At 32.7% G+C, this 17,838-nt stretch carries 14 protein-coding genes; 7 read left to right on the forward strand and 7 right to left on the reverse strand.

Features of this window, described 5'->3' with window-relative positions; translation table 11 throughout:
* Positions 1-54 precede the first annotated feature (54 nt).
* The 5 genes from GQR95_RS09375 to GQR95_RS09395 form a co-directional block, all read right to left on the reverse strand.
* Positions 55-1,137: an efflux RND transporter periplasmic adaptor subunit gene (locus tag GQR95_RS09375; RefSeq protein ID WP_159022922.1), complete on the reverse strand. Its 1,083-nt coding sequence runs from the start codon at positions 1,135-1,137 to the stop codon at positions 55-57.
* 9 nt (positions 1,138-1,146) lie between these two features.
* Positions 1,147-2,454: a TolC family protein gene (locus GQR95_RS09380; protein ID WP_159022923.1), complete on the reverse strand. Its 1,308-nt coding sequence runs from the start codon at positions 2,452-2,454 to the stop codon at positions 1,147-1,149.
* 328 nt (positions 2,455-2,782) lie between these two features.
* Positions 2,783-3,364: a methyltransferase domain-containing protein gene (locus tag GQR95_RS09385; protein WP_159022924.1), complete on the reverse strand. Its 582-nt coding sequence runs from the start codon at positions 3,362-3,364 to the stop codon at positions 2,783-2,785.
* A gap of 7 nt (positions 3,365-3,371) precedes the next feature.
* Complete coding sequence (locus tag GQR95_RS09390) at positions 3,372-3,710, reverse strand: rhodanese-like domain-containing protein (RefSeq protein ID WP_159022925.1); 339 nt, start codon at positions 3,708-3,710, stop codon at positions 3,372-3,374.
* Positions 3,711-3,739: 29 nt separating this feature from the next.
* Positions 3,740-4,372, reverse strand: a complete 633-nt coding sequence (locus tag GQR95_RS09395) for a Crp/Fnr family transcriptional regulator (RefSeq protein WP_159022926.1) — start codon at positions 4,370-4,372, stop codon at positions 3,740-3,742.
* Positions 4,373-4,650: 278 nt separating this feature from the next.
* Between GQR95_RS09395 and GQR95_RS09400 the strand changes: the two genes are divergently transcribed.
* Entirely contained in the window at positions 4,651-5,793 is a 1,143-nt protein-coding gene (locus GQR95_RS09400) for an MFS transporter (protein ID WP_159022927.1), read from the forward strand.
* Positions 5,794-5,839: 46 nt separating this feature from the next.
* Complete coding sequence (locus tag GQR95_RS09405; protein WP_159022928.1) at positions 5,840-6,607, forward strand: helix-turn-helix domain-containing protein; 768 nt, start codon at positions 5,840-5,842, stop codon at positions 6,605-6,607.
* Between the two features lie 83 nt (positions 6,608-6,690).
* On the opposite strand, the gene GQR95_RS09410 is transcribed toward GQR95_RS09405, so the two are convergent.
* Positions 6,691-7,692 carry a YhdH/YhfP family quinone oxidoreductase gene (locus tag GQR95_RS09410; protein WP_159022929.1) on the reverse strand — a complete coding sequence of 334 codons (1,002 nt, stop codon included), beginning with the start codon at positions 7,690-7,692 and terminating at the stop codon, positions 6,691-6,693.
* A 137-nt stretch (positions 7,693-7,829) separates the two neighbouring features.
* Here GQR95_RS09410 and GQR95_RS09415 point away from each other — a divergent pair, with 137 nt between their 5' ends.
* The 5 genes from GQR95_RS09415 to GQR95_RS09435 all read left to right on the forward strand — a co-directional run bounded on the left by GQR95_RS09415 (position 7,830) and on the right by GQR95_RS09435 (position 16,526).
* The gene (locus tag GQR95_RS09415) at positions 7,830-8,156 is read left to right on the forward strand and encodes a helix-turn-helix domain-containing protein (protein WP_159022930.1); all 327 of its coding nucleotides are present in this window, start codon (positions 7,830-7,832) and stop codon (positions 8,154-8,156) included.
* A 94-nt stretch (positions 8,157-8,250) separates the two neighbouring features.
* A complete protein-coding gene (locus GQR95_RS09420; RefSeq protein ID WP_159022931.1) occupies positions 8,251-9,198 on the forward strand; it encodes a tRNA-dihydrouridine synthase in 948 nt (315 codons plus the stop codon).
* A gap of 130 nt (positions 9,199-9,328) precedes the next feature.
* A complete protein-coding gene (locus GQR95_RS09425) occupies positions 9,329-10,501 on the forward strand; it encodes a Pycsar system effector family protein (RefSeq protein ID WP_159022932.1) in 1,173 nt (390 codons plus the stop codon).
* A 6-nt stretch (positions 10,502-10,507) separates the two neighbouring features.
* Positions 10,508-12,853, forward strand: coding sequence for a hypothetical protein (locus GQR95_RS09430; protein ID WP_159022933.1), 2,346 nt, complete (start codon positions 10,508-10,510; stop codon positions 12,851-12,853).
* Positions 12,854-12,869: 16 nt separating this feature from the next.
* Positions 12,870-16,526 (forward strand): metallophosphoesterase, encoded by a 3,657-nt coding sequence (locus GQR95_RS09435; protein ID WP_159022934.1) that lies wholly within the window; start codon positions 12,870-12,872, stop codon positions 16,524-16,526.
* A 149-nt stretch (positions 16,527-16,675) separates the two neighbouring features.
* On the opposite strand, the gene ribB is transcribed toward GQR95_RS09435, so the two are convergent.
* Positions 16,676-17,833 carry a 3,4-dihydroxy-2-butanone-4-phosphate synthase gene (gene ribB, locus GQR95_RS09440; protein ID WP_159022935.1) on the reverse strand — a complete coding sequence of 386 codons (1,158 nt, stop codon included), beginning with the start codon at positions 17,831-17,833 and terminating at the stop codon, positions 16,676-16,678.
* Between the last annotated feature and the right edge of the window lie 5 nt (positions 17,834-17,838).

The raw sequence follows: 17,838 nt of genomic DNA on the forward strand, positions 1-17,838 counted from the left end.
GTTTTAAGGCACATTAAAAAGGATGTCGCTGTTATCCTTAACGCGGTGTGTTAGTTATTGAATTGAAATTTTTGCACCATTAAATAATTTTGCTTCGGCAGATACGATGTACGATTCATTCGCAGATAAACCCGATAATACTTCTACAGTATCTCCATACGTACGTCCTAAACGTAACCAACGTAAAACAGCAGTTCCGCTTTGGCTTGTAGTATATATTCCAGTAAGTTGTCCGCGAGTAACTAAGACAGACTTAGGAATTAATATCATACTAGTTGCAGATGCTTTTTTAGCAACAGGAAATTGTACCGTTGTAAACATTCCCGATAAAATAGGAACGTCTGTGCTGTTTAATGCAACCTTTACTAAATATTGTCCGCCAGTATTTTTTGCAGATGTGCTTACTTCTGTAACGGTTCCTGGAATTATTTTGTTAATAGACTTTACATTAACCTGTACTTCTGTATTTGTTTTAATTTCAGATATTTCATTCTCAGGTACGCTTGCAATCACTTCAAAAAGACCTGGAGTTTCTACAGAAATTAAAGGCATACCTGGATTAGCCATATCGCCAACTTCAATAGTTTTACTGGTTACAATTCCAGAAAAAGGCGCTTTTATATTAGAATATGCAAACTGAGAATTGACTTCGTTTTTCATTTGTTTAGCCGATTCTAATCGTGCTTTAGCCATTTCATAATTTGCAGTCATATCGTCTAACTCTTTTTGAGAGGCACTATTTTCTGCAAATAAATTTTGAAATCTGTTGTAATCTTTCTGTGCATTATTAAAAGCAACTGTAGCTTCTGTAATACCAGCATCTACCTGAGCACTTTTGGCTTGTAAATCTGCATTATTAATAGACACTAAAAGTTGTCCTTTACGTACTTTATCGCCCACATTTACAGGAATACTATTTACATAGCCCATAATACGTGTGCTTAAATCTGCACTGTTTTTTGCTTGAATTTTTCCGCTAGCCGTTACAAAAGGATTGTTTGTGTTTTCCTGTATTGCACTTACTTTTACAGCTATTGGTGGCGTAGTGTCTGCACTTACTTTTTTCTCATCGCTACCACAACTTGTTGTAAATATTGATAATGCAATTGCTGCGATTATATAGGTGTATGTTTTCATCTTGATTAATTAGTCTTTAGTTAAAAATTGTAAATATGCTTGTGCGTAATTGTATTCAAAAATCGTTTGGTAGTATTCTAATTGCTTTTTTGCGTATTGCGTGTCTGCCAATAATAAATCTGATGTTTTTTCTAAACCTTCACCAAATCTGTTGGTTCTAATTCTTAAAGATTCTTTAGATTGTTCTAAGGCTAAGGTTGTAAGTTTTAGTTTGCTTTCTGCATCTAAAAGCATACGTTGTGCTTTGTTAAATTCTAAATTACTTTGGGACACATATTGCTCGTACTGGTATTTAGATTTTTCAAAGGCTGCTTTACTTTTCTGTGTTTTACCAAAACGTTTAGATCCCTGAAACACATCCCAACTTAATTGTGCTCCAAACATATAACCGCTAGCATCTGCATGAAAAATCTGGTCGTCGTATAATTCATAACTTCCAAAAGCATTTAAACGTGGTAAAAAAGTCATTTTATCTGCTTTATACATATTTTGGTATGCATCTGTAGATAATTGCATGGCTTTAATATCTGCTCTGTTTTCAGATACTGTTCTGTCTGTTAAAGGCGTGATGTTTACCGTTAAACTATCTGTAGGCTGAAACACAACATCTGAATTATCGTTTATTAAAAAGGAAATATAATTAGAGGCATTTTGCACGTTACTTTTAGCCGACTGTAATTGGTTTTGTACTTCGGTTACACGCACTTCTACAGATAACACATCTGCACGTTGTAAGTAACCTTGTTTAAAACTATTGTCTGCTAATTTTTTATTTGCCATGGCAGCTTCTAAAGCAGTTTCTAAGACATCTACAGCTTTATACGCCAACTGTAATTGCATATAGGCGTTATCGACTTCAAAGGTTAAATAGTCTGTTTTACGTTCGGTTTGTAAGGCCATTGCCGTCATTTTAAATTTTGCCGCTTTACGCTGAAAAACACCATCCATGTTTACTAAAGGTTGAAGTATTTCAAATTTTGTAGCGTAATTTTCAATTTGAGAAGGATCATTTAAAGATGCAGGATCGAAATCACTAGACGTTAAAATTTCTTGATTTAATTTAGACCCAAAAGCCATCAATGGGTTTGTAGTTGCCATTGCGGTATGAGAAGCTTTAATGTTTGGTAAAAACACAGCATTTGTTTGTCTATAATCTGCTTGCGCTTCTTTATATTCTTGCTGAGAGATTTTTATCGATCTGTTTTCTTCAATCACTTTAGTTAATACTTCTGCCTTTTCAATTGGAGTAATTTGTTGCGCTCGAAGTAATATGCTAAACAGAAAAAAACTAAGTACTAAAAGGTATCCTTTTTTCATTGTCATGTAATTTATTGCATCAAAAATATGGCAATAAAATACTGTAGTCAGTTACTTAGGTTACTTAAGGGAATTAAAAATGGTATTATCTTTTTAAAGATTTATCTGTTTGATTAATAGTTTGTTTTGTAGATATTTTGTTTTCTGTTATTTATAAATTAGTATAAAATAATAGAAAATCTATCTCAATAGAAAGAGTTGTGAAATTGGTGAATTATTTGGTGAGAAATTATGAATAGAATCGCTTGAAGACTATGTGTGAAATTTTCTGGATTTAGTTCTGTTTTAAGGTCGAAAAAGACAACGTTAGTTTCTTGTTAATTTTGAATTACTGTTTCTGAATTTTAAAAAATAATTCTCTTCCAATTCTAGATTCGTGAGAATTATAAGCCGCTTCCATGGATTGAATATTAAAATGGTCTTTAAAATAAGAATGATATTCAGCTTCATTTCCACCAAAAGGCGGATGATCTTCATACAACGGAACATTAAATAATAGACCGACAACTTTTCCTTTTTGGGCCAATAAATCTTTTGTTTTTCTGGCATATTCAGGTCTTAAATTAGGCGTAATAGCACAGAAAAAGGTTTGCTCAATAATTAAATCGAAAACTGAATCTAACTCAAAAAAGTTCTTGTGAATTAAATGGGCTTCAGGAAAAGAAGGAACACGGTGTTTTATGTTTTTTAGAGCAATTTCAGAAACATCTACAACATATACATTTTTAAACCCGTTGCGGTGTAAATATTCGGCTTCGTGAGAATTTCCGCCACCAGGAATTAATATTCGTAAATCTGTATTTGTTAACTGATCGATATAGGATTTTAGAGGCGGCGATACAGCCCCTAAATCCCAACGCGTATCATGATTTTTGTATTTGTTATTCCAGAATGCTTCTGTTAAATTCATATAAGAATTAATTGTAGCCTAAAATACCATTTTTTAAATCATAAATTTCAGTGAATCCTGCAGCCGATAGTTTTTTAGCACTTTGTTTACTTCGAGCTCCGCTTCGGCAATACACATAAACAGGGTTGTTCTTGTCTAATTTTTCAATTTCAGTTTTAAAATTTAATGAAAATGAGTCAATGTTTTTTGCGCCTTTAATATGGCCAGATTTAAATTCGCCTGGTGTTCTTACGTCTATTAATTGTACTTTTTTAGACGAGATTGCAGTTTTAAAATCGTCTGCGCTTAAGACCGTAATTGCTTTGTTTTGTTGAGAATTTCCGAATAATGAACTTAAAAATGACATAGTTTTATAGTGTTTGTTGTAAGAGTGGTTTATAATTTTAATGCTTTAATATAATTTCTACCTAATTCTATTTTGTTCAATCTTTCTAACTTCTTTAAAAGCCTAGAAACAACAACTCTAGAGGTATGTAAATCGTAAGCAATTTCTTTGTGTGTTTTGTGTATTATTTCTGTATGGTTTACTCGAGATTGGTCTTTTAAGTACTGTATCAATCGCTCGTCCATTTGTTTAAAAGCAATATTATCTAACGTAGTAAGTAGTTCTAGAATTCTGTTGTGGTAACTTTCAATAACAAAGTTTCTCCAAGATTCATATTTTGCCATCCATTCATCCATCTTATTTACAGGTACCAAAATCAATTTAACTTCAGTCTCCGTAAATGCTCTAATACTACTTTTTTGCCTATCTATACAGCAAGCCATAGTCATGGAGCAGGTATTTCCTTTTTCAAGATAATAGAGTAGTAATTCGTTACCATTATTATCTTCTCTTAAAATTTTAATAACTCCCGAAATAAGTAACGGCATAGATTTTACATAATCGCCAATTTCAATCATTTTAACATGCTCAGGTATTATTTTAATCATTCCAACTTGTGCAATCTCTTCAAGTAATGCGTCTTCTAATACATGTCCATAGCAATTTTGTAAGTCCTTTATCATAGTCTGTATTATTAAAGTGAAATTGTACGCGTCTTGAAAATTTAAAATCCCTAGTATTTTAATGTTTTTCAAAATTACAGTTTAAAGATGTCTTGTAAAGTGACTTATGTTACTTACGAATTGATTTGTTTCTAGTAACTTATATGTGATTGTGTTTCTGAAAGATTTATTTTTATAAAATGTATTTAGTTTATTAAAACACTCACGATTTCCAATTTTGCACTATCTATTAGAAAAGATGTCAAACATATTCACTAAGATGTTTGCAGTTTTGCAACATGAAAAATATATCTAATTTCGGAATTTTTACCGTCTTACTCATAAGCAGTTTAACCATAATGGTTGGAACTGTAATTGCACCATCTTTAGGAAGCATTGTTTTTAATTTAAATTTTAAATATTCTCCAGGATTATTAATCACTTTACCTGCTTTGGGTGTTGTGGTTTTTGCACCTTTTATAGGAAAGGTTTTAGATAAATTAGGAGCTATAAAAATGTTGTATTTGGGACTGATTCCGTATGCGCTTTTTGGAGTTGCCGGTGGTTTTATTACAAACGATTATATTTTAATAGCAGACCGTTTTTTACTTGGTGGTGCAACAGTGATGTTGCAAGTATCGATTACATCTTTTATTGCTGAGGTATTTAAAGGTTCAGACCGGATGAAATTAATTGCTTGGCAAGGCATGTCTATAGAACTCGGTGGCGTTATATTTTTGTCTATTGGTGGTGTTTTAGGACAACGGTACTGGCAATATCCGTTTTACATTTATTTAATAGCATTAGTGTGTTTGGTTTTGGTATTTAAAACATTAACCGGAGTTAAACGGTTAGATCATTTAAATCCTGAAGAAGGCATATTAAAACAAGAGAATAAACCCAAAGTAAGATTGGTGTTTTATGCGTCTATGGCGGCAATGGTGTTGTTCTTCGTCAGTTTTGTGTCATTGCCTTTATACCTGCCAGAAGCATTTGGTTTTAGTGATTCTTCTACCGGATATTATATGGCATTTATATCTTTAATTGCTATTATTACAGCTAGCCAAATGCCTAAAGTTGTAGGTAAACTAGGCGACGGAAATACAGTTGCACTTGGCTTTGCGTGTTTTATGGTTGGATATATTTTACTGTCTTTATTTACTAGTGTGCCACTTTTAATACTTGTTGCTATTTTTATAGGTATCGGTTTTGGATTTACCATTCCGCTATTAAACCACATGATGATTGAAGCGAGCTCTAATAAAAACTTGGGAAAAAACTTAGGTTTGTATTCTATGGGCGTTTTTGGTGGACAATTTTTATCGACTTTTATAGAATACCTGTCTCGCGATTATGCTGTTATTTATACCTGTGCAGCTGGTATAGCTTTAGTTTTAGGAGCTGTTTTAGGATTGGCATTTAAAAAAGTAGAAGGCGATTAAATTCTGTTTTTTTATAATTACATTTAAATTCTAGTTTTAAATGTAAATGCGTAAAAATATCTGGAAGCATAAAATTAAAATATCAGAAGGCAAGTGTGCCAAAACGGATATGCTTTCTGAAAATGCATTTGGTATGTATTTTGAGTTTTTAGATGAAGCCCAGATAGCTATTAGTTTTAAGCCTTTAAACGATGAGTTTCCAACAGATACGCAGACGAGTAATTCTGGAGTACTGTTTAATTTTGAACGTGAATTCATTGAAGAAGATGATATTGAATATGCTTTAGATATCATGTTTATGTTTAATAATTCTAAACGTCTCACTATTGAAGGCAGAGATAAAACAATTAAAATTCGGAATGTAATAGATATGATTACAGACGAATTTAAGAATGAAAATGCGTCATTTATTATTGTTAAAACACTGCTGAAGGTTTTGATGTTACATTTAATTCGTTTTCAGAATAACAGGTTTATCGATCAAGATTTAAACCAGAAACGGGTATTTCAGTTTTTAAAACTCATGGAAACTTCCTTTTTAAAGGAGACGAAAGCAGATTATTATGCAAAAGAGATGAGTATTAGCGAAAAACGATTAAATCAGATTTTAAAAGACAAACTAAATGTTACTGCGAAACAAATAATTCAGCAACGACAAATTACAGAAGCCAAACGCCGACTTGTAAAAAGTGAAATTACCATTAAAGAACTAGCTTATGTTTTAGGCTTCGATTCTATGAGTAGCTTTTCTAGATTTTTTAAGAAGTTTGTGCACGTTAATCCTTCAACATACAGATTAGATCATAAATTATAAAAAAAGCGCCTTAAATACGAATTGTATTTAAGGCGCTTTTTTAAGATATATTCAGTTATAACTAAATGTGTTTCAAAATGCAATTAGTTTTCAATTTTAACAATAGTTCTTCCTTTTAATTGACCTTTAAGCATCAGTTGTATGTTCTTGTTTAAATCTTCAAGCGTAACTTCGTTGCTTGTGTTTACTAAGTGTTCTGGTTTCCATTCGCTAGTTAATTTCTCCCAAACTAGAGTACGATCTTTCATTTTAGAATTCTGAGAATCAATTCCAACTAAAGTAATTCCACGTAAAATAAAAGGAAATACGGTTAATTCCAATTTAGGAGATGCTACGTTTCCGCAACAGGTAATCGCTCCCATTGGGCTTGTTGTTTTTATTATGTTTTCTAAAATAACACCACCAACGGTATCAATTCCACCAGCAAAAAGCGGTTTTAATAAGGGCTTACTAGCCATACTTTCAATTTCTTGTCTTAATAAGATCTCTTTAGCACCTAAACTGAATAAAAAATCACGTTCAGATTCTTTTCCTGTTATGGCTACAACATCGTATCCTAATTTACTTAAAATAGAAACACTTAGGCTTCCAACACCTCCGGTTGCACCAGAAACGACGATTTTTCCGTCTTCGGGTTTTACAAGTTGGGTAAGTCTTAATACAGACATTCCTGCGGTTAAGCCAGCTGTTCCGTAAACCATAGCATCTTTCATACTAAGTTGCTCGGGTAGTTTTACAGCCCAAGACGAAGGTACTTTTATATATTCGGCAAATCCGCCATCGGTATTCATTCCTAAATCGTAACTAGTTACAATTACTTGTTCGCCAACAGTCCAATTTGTATCTGTAGATTCTTCAATAATACCCACGGCATCAATACCTGGTGTGTGCGGAAAATGACGAGTTACGCCTTTGTTTCCAGAAGCCGATAAAGCATCTTTATAATTTAAGGAACTGTATTTTACTTTTACTAAGATTTCATGGTCTTCTAAAGGACTAAAAGACATGTCTTTAATCGAACAATTATAATCTCCATCCGATTCTTCTACTCTAAATGCTTTAAATGTTGAATTGACTTGTTTCATCTTTAATCTATTAGTTTTTACTTATTTTTGTATAAATATCAGTATAATTATAGTAATTATCAAGAGCTTACAAAAAGTGCACTAACGAACATTTTGTACAGATTTGTATGTTTACAGTACTTTACGACAGAAAAAAAATGAAAAAAAGTTATTGTCCGATAGACACATTTATAAATACAGTAAAAGGGAAACGCAAAGGGACAATAATCTTGCATTTATACCAAGGCGATAAACGCTACAGCGAATTGGTGCGATTGCTTACAGATATTAGCGAACGCATGCTTACCAAACAGTTAAAAGAGTTAGAAGCAGACGGATTAGTAAAACGTACCGTATTTCCTGAAGTGCCACCCAGAGTAGAATATAGTTTAACCGATCTTGGTAGACAAATTCGTCCCGTTTTAAAAGAAATGTATAAAGGCGGAATTCTTTTTGAAGAGACTATTGTGGATGCTGAAGTTTAAAAGGTTTCCATTTATATAAGTACTATTGAAGGTATTCTTTTTTTAATCAAGTTGATTTTGTTTTTTCACTACTTTTGCAAAAATAATTTTTTGGATGTCCATCACTCTTTTATCATCGCCTTTACAAGGATTTACAGACTTTCGTTTTCGTAATGCATTTCATCAGTATTTTGGCGGGATAGATACGTTTTATGCGCCATATATTAGGCTGAATGGAAAGCTGGTAATTAAGAATAACTATCAGCGCGATTTAGATCCTGAAAATAATACGGTTCCGCATTTAATTCCTCAGGTGATGACTAATGATCCTGATGAGTTTTTATTCGTAATTAAATACATTGAATCTTTAGGTTACACAGAACTCAATTGGAATTTAGGTTGCCCATACCCAATGGTTACCAAACAAGGTATGGGATCGGGAATGATTTGTAATCCTTCAAAAATAGACGACGTTTTACATAAAGCCCATAACGAAAGCGACATTACCATTTCTATGAAAATGCGCATGGGATACGACGATCCTACCGAAATTCTTGGCGTATTTCCTATACTAGAAAAATATCCAATTAAGAATATTGCTATTCATGCACGCATAGGTAAACAACTGTATAAAGGCGGAACAGATTTAGATGCTTTTCAAAACTGTGTAGATCAGAGTCCGCATAAACTCTATTATAACGGAGATGTTACAAGTGTGCAAGCGTATAGAGACTTGCAAGAGCGCTTCCCGAGTATAGACCATTGGATGATTGGTAGAGGCTTAATTGCCGATCCGTTTTTACCACAAATGATAAGAGATAACACGACGGAATATCCTAAAGATAGATGGCAAATTTTTAAAGCATTTCACGATACTATTTATCAGCAATACGATGAAGCTTTATCTGGACCAATGCCTATAAAAATGAAAATGTTAGGGTTTTGGGAATACTTTTCTCAATCTTTCAACGATCCAAGGAAAGTGTATAAAGCCATCAAGAAAAACGGAAGCCCGAGAAACTATAGAGCGACCGTAAACGAGATTTTTGCAAAACAGCGATAATACTAATTTTAAGTTTATTATCTTTTGGTGTTGAGTTTTGTGAAATTTTACGACTACTACTTATAGTTTGATTATTATAGGAAACTTCTGGAAGGAAGTGTTCCCTGTTAAAATTCATTACCTTTAAAATATGGAAGATACACGCTTAAAACAGTCTGAAGATTATGTTACTAATTTATTTGAAACTCAGCTTTCTCCTAAAAATTATTATCATAATATAGCGCATACACGTAATGTTTTAGAGACGGTTACAAAACTTGCTAAGAAGGAAAAATGTACAGAGCACGATACTTTATTGTTACAGTTAGCCGCTTGGTTTCACGATACGGGTTATGTTAACGTTGAAGCCGGACATGAAGAAGCAAGTGTTGTAATTGCACAACAATTTATGAAAGATGCTGGTTTCTCTCAATCAGATTTATCTATAGTTGAACAACTTATTCTTGTAACAAAAATAGGAGTAGAGCCTAAAACGTTGCTTGAAAAGATAATTAAAGATGCCGATTGTGCGCATGTGGCCTCAGACGATTTTTTCGAGATTTCAGAACGTTTAAGACAGGAAATAAAATATAAAAACGAGCAAGACATTTCTAAATTAGAATGGTTGAAAAAAAATAAAGATTTCATTGCAAATCATAAATTTTACACACCCTTTGCTATAGCTAAGTTGCAGCCTAAAAAAGAAATGAATGCTTTTAAACTTCAAAAAGAAATACATAAAATTGAAGCTAAGAAGGCAAAGCAGTCTAGTACAAAAGTTGGACGAGGCGTAGAAACCATGTACAGAGTGACACTTAGAAACCACATGACATTAAGTAATATAGCCGATTCTAAAGCCAATATTTTGTTGTCTGTAAATGCTATTATTTTGTCTGTAGCGCTTTCTAATCTGGTTCCTAAATTAGATAATGCCTCGAATGCATTTTTAGTCTATCCAACATTAATTCTTTTACTTTTTAGTGTGTCGGCCATTGTATTGTCTGTTATTTCTACACGTCCAAATGTTTCGTCTAATGTTAATGTTACACGAGAGATGATTAAATCTAACAAGACAAATATTCTATTCTTTGGAAATTTTTATAAAATGACTTTAGAAGATTTTGAATGGGGAATCGATTATTTAGTAGAGAATGAAGACACTTTGTATAACTCACTTACTAAAGATTTATATTATTTAGGCTTGGTTTTAGAGCGTAAATATAGGTTGCTAAGACTTACATATACTGTGTTTATGGTAGGTATAGTGCTATCTGCTCTAGCATTTATTTTAAGTTATTATTTTTTAGTAAGCGTTAAATTATAAACGGATATGGAACAATTAATTACAGGACCATTTACACCAATCATTTCATTTCGATATTTAAAGTCAACTTTTGAAAAATTATTGACTTCAGAACATCCTATGGAACAGTTTTTAGCACAACAAGTTCTTGCTATTCTAGAAGAAAATCCAGAATTAGTTACAGGTATTCGCTCTTTAGATGTTTTTAATACTTATAAAGAGGACGTAGATAAGATTATGGCGTTTTTGTTTCCGCCGGCATTAGGAAATAACGAAATTAAAGCCGCTTTATTTCCATATTCTAATGCACATTTTTATGTATCTAACCGTTTTGAAAAGATAATAAACGAAACAACCTCAGATGTAAATGATGTATTAAGAAAGTTATATAAAGACAACGAAAACTCAATAGATTTAAACCCGTATGCTATTATTTTAAATACGTATTACGGATTTAATGTAGATTTTGAACGACCTAAACAAATACAATTAGAGGATCGTTCAGGAAAAGTAAAAACATATAGAATTACATTTAATGCCGATTTTTTAAATATTTATCCCAATGCGAATGCGGTAGAAATTACGCCTGAGATTTTAAACGAACTTTTAGAAAATGCGCAAGACAAATCGGTTTGGCATCGTTATTTTCCAGACAATTCTTGGACGGTTGAAGGTTTTGGTCTGATAAGTATGATAGATACAACTTTAGATGAAAAAATAGACGAGTTTAAAACGCATCTTATTCAAGGAAATGTTAATAGTTCTAACAGAATTTTAGAAGATCTTCGAAAAATATTTAATATTGATGATCTTGAAATTGGAAATTACATTGTAGATGGAGATAATTTAATTCGCCCATTTGGTGAAGGAGTAAACGCATTAACCTTACACAAAGGACATTCTATTTCTTGCCAGTCTTATGCCTGTAAATATGTTTATAAAACGTTATTTGTAGATTATGAGCCTGTAGTATTATCTAATGTACCTAGCTATGCTAAACAATCTCATGGCAATGTGTTAAGTAATACATTATTAGAAAAAGGATTTAAAAGTGCTATTTTATTACCTATTGTAATAGATGATGAATTGCAATTTATTGTAGAATTGGCGGCGTATAAAGTCAATCAATTAAACGCAATAAATAAGGTAAAATTAGATACTATAATGCCATTTATTTTAAGTCATTCTAAGCGATCTATCACAGAATATGACAATGAAATAAGTGCTATTATTCAAAATCAATGTACATCTATTCATCCTGCAGTAGAATGGCGTTTTAAAGAAGAAGCAAATCAATTTATACAAGATAGAGATTCTGGGAATTCTCCTAATTTTAATGAAATTACTTTTGAAAACGTTTTGCCTTTATATGGCCAAATAGATATTGTAGGGTCTTCTGTGGCTAGAAATAAAGCCATTCAAACAGATTTAAATATGGCGCTTACACAGATCAAACGGATCTTACAAGGTGTGTTATCTGTTAAAAGTATGCCTTTTTACGAACAGCTTATTTATAAAATTGATAAACAGATTTACGAACTTGATGCCGATTTTAGTAATAATACGGAACAAGAAATTCATTTGTTTTTCGAAAAAGATGTACACCCTTTATTTAAGTATTTAAAAGCATCAGGGACAAATAATGAAGAGATTAATCGTTTTTTAGAAGCTTTAGGCGAAGATAAACAATCGTTTTATGTTGCTAGAAAACAGTACGATCAAACCATTAATATCATCAATAAAAACTTGTCTACCTTTTTAGATAAAAAGCAAGTTAAGGCACAAGCGATATTTCCGCATTATTTCGAAAAATTTAAAACAGATGGAATTGAGCATAACATGTATGTTGGCCAATCTATTTCAGAACATAAAGAATATCACGAATCTGTACTTTTTAATCTAAGAATATGGCAACTTCAGGTTATGTGCGAAATGGAAGCTTTGTATTATGAAAACCAAAAAGACCTTCCTGTTAAATTAGATGTTACTTCACTTGTTTTTGTTTACGATGTACCGTTAACCATTCGTTACCGTATAGACGAGAAACAATTTGATGTAGATGGTGCTTATAATGTACGTTACGAAATGATTAAAAAACGTATAGACAAGGCCCTAATAAAAGGCACTACAGAACGCATAACACAACCTCATAAATTATGTGTAGTGTATTCAACTAACACTATAGAACGTGAATATTTAAGCTATTTTGAATTCCTTCAGTCTAAAAATTACATAGGCGAACATATAGAAATTGTTGAGGTAGAAGAGCTTCAAGGTGCTAATGGAATAAAAGCCATTCGCGCAGATATTAATACCAATTTAGAACACGCCGGAACCGTATTTTCAATGGAAGATGTAGAAGCATCATTTTAAAATAAATTTTTAGTTTATGAATAAATTTTTACTCTTTTCATTTTTTATTTTCCTTACTAGTTGTGCGACTTTAGAGTCTAATCAAATAGCTCCAAAACAAGATGCATTACAAGATATAAATAATGAAACACTTAATGTGTTTTTGGTTGGAGATGCCGGAAAACCAGAAAATGGTAAGGCGCCTAAAGCTCTTTTAGAAATGCAAAAGCAGTTTTCTTCAGCAAATAAGGAAGATCTTTTGTTTTTTTTAGGCGACAATATTTATCCAAAAGGATTTCCTGCTAAAGGTGAAGATGGTCATGATGCTGCAAAAAAAGCAATGGAATTGCAATTAGATGTTGCGAAAACCTTTCCAGGATCTGTATATGTTATTCCTGGAAATCATGATTGGTACAGTGGTATAAAAGGACTTAAACGTCAAGAGAAATTAGTTGAAGATGTATTAGGGAAAAATACTTTTAAACCTGAAAATGGTTGTGGTATAGAGCGTATTAATATTAATGAGAATGTGGTTTTAATTGTTGTAGACTCGCAATGGTATATTACAAATTGGAATAAACAACCCACAATAAACGACGATTGTGGCATTAAAACACGCGATCAGTTTTTAGACGAATTTAAAAGTGAAATTAAAAAGGCGAGAGGTAAAACAACTTTGGTAGCCATACACCATCCAATGTTTAGTAATGGTCCGCATAACGGTCAATATACTTTTGCAGACAACATGAAACCGTTACCTATTCTAGGGACTGTAAAAAATATATTAAGAAGTACTACTGGTATTTCTAATGCAGATATGTCCAACTGGTTTTATAACGACATGCGTAAGCAGTTAATTGCAGCGTCGCAACAAAACGATCACGTTATTTTTATTTCTGGGCACGAACATAGTATGCAATTTATTCAGTTAGATAATTTAACGCAAATTATTAGTGGTTCAGGTTCTAAAACAACAGGAGTAAGACCAAAAACAGACGACCAGTTTGGGCTGGCAAAAAATGGTTATGCGGTATTAAATATTCATAAAAACTTAGCAACAGATGTTCAGTTTTTAGAAGCAGAAACCAATAGTGTAGTGTTTAGAAAAAACATTCATGAGGCTGTACACCCTAACAGAAGAACTTATCCAAGTACGTTTCAAGATTCTATAAGTGCTTCGGTATTAACAAAAGCAGAAACAGATAAATCTTCATTCTATAAATTTTTATGGGGAGATCGTTTTAGAAATTATTACAGTACTCCTGTTTTAGCAAAAACATTAAATTTAGATACGCTTTATGGCGGCCTTATTCCAATTAGAAAAGGAGGCGGAACACAATCTAAATCTTTACGTTTACAAGATCGTAACGGGACACAATACGTAATGCGTGCATTAAAGAAAAGTGCAACGCAGTATATACAAGCGGCATTGTTTCGGGATCAATATGTAGAAGGTCAGTTTAACGATACAGCGGCAGAAGCTTTGGTGTCTGATGTGTTTACAGGAGCACATCCTTATGCGCCATTAACTATAGATGTGTTGTCTGATGCTATTGGTGTCTATCATTTAAATCCTAAATTGTATTATGTTCCTAAACAAAATGCTTTAAAGGAATTTAATGCCGAATTTGGAGGTGAATTATATTTTTTAGAAGAACACGCATCCGAAGGACATAAAAATCTTGCAGGAAAACATTTTACAGGAGATATAATAAGTACGATGGATGTTTTTGAAAAAATACATTCAGATGAAGATGTTGTTATCGATCAAGAAAATTATATAAAATCTAGATTGTTCGATATGTTAATAGGAGATTGGGACAGACACCAAGACCAATGGCGTTGGTTAGAGTTCAAGGAAAACGGTAAAAAAGTATATAGAGCATTGCCTAGAGATCGTGATCAGGCCTTTTCAAAAATGTCTGAAGGTTTTATGTTAAGTGCCGGTGTGGCTTTAATTCCAGGCGCGCGTGTTCTGAGAAGTTTCGATAAAGATTTAAGAGATGTAAAAGGTGTAAATGCAGAGCCATATCCTTTAGATGTGGCATTTATTACCGATATAGATAAATCGGTTTGGGATGCTCAAGTAGCCTATATTCAAGAGCATATTACAGATGAAGTTATTGATCAAGCATTCTTAGAGTTACCGAAAGAGGTGCAAGACGAATCTGTTTTAGAAATAAAAAAGCTTGTTAAGGCACGACGTAAAAATCTTAAAGATATATCTGATCGTTATTTTAAATTGATAAGTAAATTTGCTGTGGTTACAGGAACGAATAAAGACGATTATATCTCTGTAAAAGGATTGGAAAATGGTAACGTTGAGGTTTCTGTTTTGAGAAAAAAAGATGGAACAATTAAAGACCGTTTTCATCATAAAGTTTATAATCCGAAGGACACAAAAGAGATTTGGGTTTATGGTTTAGATGATGATGATACGTTTGAAGTCTCAGGAAAAAGTAATCAGATTAGAATTAGATTGATTGGCGGACAAAATAACGATGATTACACTGTTGAACATGGTAAGAATATTGTGATTTACGATTATAAGTCGAAGAAAAATAACTTGATTAAAGCACAATCTGCTAAAATAAAATTAACAGACGATTATGAAACTCAGGTTTATAATTACAAGAAATTTAAAAGTAATACCAATCAGTTATTACCTGTTATAGGAGCTAATCCAGACGATGGATTAAAACTGGGAATTTCTGATACATATACAAGATATGGTTTTGAACGCAATCCGTTTACAAGTCAGCATATATTTAAAGGAGCGTATTATTTTGCAACGAATGGTTTTGAATTGTTGTATAGTGGAGAATTTGCTCATGTAGTTGGACATTTAAATCTTAAAGTAGAAGCAGATTTTCAGAGTCCGAATTATACGTTTAACTTCTTTGGTTATGGTAATGAAACAAGTAATAGCGATGACGATTTAGGAGTAGATTTTAATCGTGTAAAAGTCAGAACTTTTGGTATTGCTCCAAGTTTAGTATGGAATTCATTACGAGGAAGTATGATTGACTTTGGGATTCATTACGAAACTACTGAAGTACATAATACATCGAATAGATTTGTAGAAGATGATGGTGATGAATTACCTCATTATATTTTTGAAGAAGTTCAATTTGCAGGAATTCACGGTGCGTATCATTTTACTAATTTTGATAATCAAGCATATCCAACAATAGGATTGAAGTTTGATTTAGAAACCGGATACAGCCAGAATATAGATATTAATGGGCGTGGTTATGGCTATGTTATTCCTAAGTTAGCAATTGCTTATAAACTGGACCATTCTGGACGATTGGTTTTAGCTACAACATTTAAATCTCAGCTTAATATAGGAAATGAATTTGAATTTTATCAGGCTGCAGCAATAGGAGGAGAGGATGGTTTACGCGGATTTAGAAATCAGCGTTTTACCGGAAAACGTTCCTTTTATCAAAACTCAGATATCCGTTACAGTTTAACCAATTTAAAAACACCAATTTTACCAATTAAGATTGGTATGTATGGTAGTTTCGATTATGGTCGTGTTTGGTTATCCAAAAGCAATTCAGATAAATGGCATAATTCTTATGGAGGTGGTGTTTTTGTAAATGGAGCAGAATTACTAAGTGCAAAATTAGGAGTGTTTAATTCTGTAGATGGTGTGCGTGTTGCCTTCGGATTAGGATTTGGATTTTAATATAAAGTGTTTTTTGCTTCAAAATCAAAATCAAAATCAAAATCAAAATCAAAATCAGATTATATCATATACATAGTGTTTGCTCGTATCAAGTCATAAAAAAACCACCTAAAATAGGTGGTTTTATATTTATAATGAACATGTAGTTTTTAGTAATTTACGTGATCAATAATTTCTAATCCGTAACCAATCATTCCTACACGTTTAGTGTGTTCGCTATTCGAGATTAATCGAAGTTTATGAACGCCAAGATCGTGTAAAATTTGTGCACCAATACCAAAGTCTTTATTGTCCATAGTAATACTAGGTGCTTTAGCTACATTGTTTTCTTTTTGTTCTTGTTTTAAAATAGACAAACGTTTAATGGTGTTCATTGAAGTTGGCTCTTGGTTTATAAAGAGTATTGCTCCACTTTCAGCATTATTAATCACCTTAAACATGTTATCTAATTTAGGCTCAGGATTGTTTGTTAACGTTCCTAAAATATCATTATTAACAAGTGTCGAGTTTATACGTGTTAAGACAGGCTCGTCAGATTTCCATTGTCCTTTTGTTAACGCAATATGTACTTGATTATTTGTAGTTTGTTTATAGGCTCTTAAACGGAATTTTCCGAAACGTGTTTCTATATCAAAATCTTCTTGTTTTTCAATCAAAGAGTCGTGTTGCATTCTGTAAGCAACTAAATCTTCAATAGAAACGATTTTTAAGTCAAATTTTTCAGCGACTAATTTAAGCTGAGGTAATCTGGCCATAGTTCCGTCTTCGTTCATGATTTCAACAATCATTCCCGCAGGTTCTAAGCCCGCTAATCTAGCCAAATCTATAGCTGCTTCTGTATGTCCTGTTCGCCTTAATACACCGCCATCTTTGGCTACAAGAGGAAAAATATGTCCTGGTCTAGCTAATTCAAAAGGTTTTGTTTCTGGGTCTACTAAAGCTTGAACTGTACGTGCTCTATCTGCAGCAGAAATACCTGTAGTAACTCCTTTTCCAAGTAAATCTACAGACACTGTAAAAGCAGTTTCCATATGGTCTGTATTATTACTAACCATCATAGGTAAACCTAATTCTTTACAACGACTTTCTGTAAGCGGAGCGCAAATTAATCCACGACCATGGGTGGCCATAAAATTCACCATTTCTGGTGTTGCTTTAGATGCCGAGGCAATAAAGTCGCCTTCGTTTTCTCGGTCTTCATCATCTACAACTATAATTACTTTACCATTTCTAATGTCGTTAATGGCTTCTTTAATTGTATGTAGTTTAAAAGATGAAGCTGTTTTGTCTTTGGTTTCTGTCATCATAATGC

The sequence above is a fragment of the Formosa sp. L2A11 genome, assembly GCF_009796865.1.
In the GTDB taxonomy this organism is placed as follows: domain Bacteria; phylum Bacteroidota; class Bacteroidia; order Flavobacteriales; family Flavobacteriaceae; genus Formosa.

What these genes read in the sequence shown, in the direction of transcription:
- GQR95_RS09375 (WP_159022922.1), bottom strand. Translation starts at nt 1,137, where the DNA reads ATGAAAACATACACCTATATAATCGCAGCAATTGCATTATCAATATTT.
- ribB (WP_159022935.1), bottom strand. Translation starts at nt 17,833, where the DNA reads ATGATGACAGAAACCAAAGACAAAACAGCTTCATCTTTTAAACTACAT.
- GQR95_RS09380 (WP_159022923.1), bottom strand. Translation starts at nt 2,454, where the DNA reads ATGAAAAAAGGATACCTTTTAGTACTTAGTTTTTTTCTGTTTAGCATA.
- GQR95_RS09400 (WP_159022927.1), top strand. Translation starts at nt 4,651, where the DNA reads ATGAAAAATATATCTAATTTCGGAATTTTTACCGTCTTACTCATAAGC.
- GQR95_RS09405 (WP_159022928.1), top strand. Translation starts at nt 5,840, where the DNA reads ATGCGTAAAAATATCTGGAAGCATAAAATTAAAATATCAGAAGGCAAG.
- GQR95_RS09395 (WP_159022926.1), bottom strand. Translation starts at nt 4,372, where the DNA reads ATGATAAAGGACTTACAAAATTGCTATGGACATGTATTAGAAGACGCA.
- GQR95_RS09390 (WP_159022925.1), bottom strand. Translation starts at nt 3,710, where the DNA reads ATGTCATTTTTAAGTTCATTATTCGGAAATTCTCAACAAAACAAAGCA.
- GQR95_RS09385 (WP_159022924.1), bottom strand. Translation starts at nt 3,364, where the DNA reads ATGAATTTAACAGAAGCATTCTGGAATAACAAATACAAAAATCATGAT.
- GQR95_RS09410 (WP_159022929.1), bottom strand. Translation starts at nt 7,692, where the DNA reads ATGAAACAAGTCAATTCAACATTTAAAGCATTTAGAGTAGAAGAATCG.
- GQR95_RS09435 (WP_159022934.1), top strand. Translation starts at nt 12,870, where the DNA reads ATGAATAAATTTTTACTCTTTTCATTTTTTATTTTCCTTACTAGTTGT.
- GQR95_RS09425 (WP_159022932.1), top strand. Translation starts at nt 9,329, where the DNA reads ATGGAAGATACACGCTTAAAACAGTCTGAAGATTATGTTACTAATTTA.
- GQR95_RS09415 (WP_159022930.1), top strand. Translation starts at nt 7,830, where the DNA reads ATGAAAAAAAGTTATTGTCCGATAGACACATTTATAAATACAGTAAAA.
- GQR95_RS09430 (WP_159022933.1), top strand. Translation starts at nt 10,508, where the DNA reads ATGGAACAATTAATTACAGGACCATTTACACCAATCATTTCATTTCGA.
- GQR95_RS09420 (WP_159022931.1), top strand. Translation starts at nt 8,251, where the DNA reads ATGTCCATCACTCTTTTATCATCGCCTTTACAAGGATTTACAGACTTT.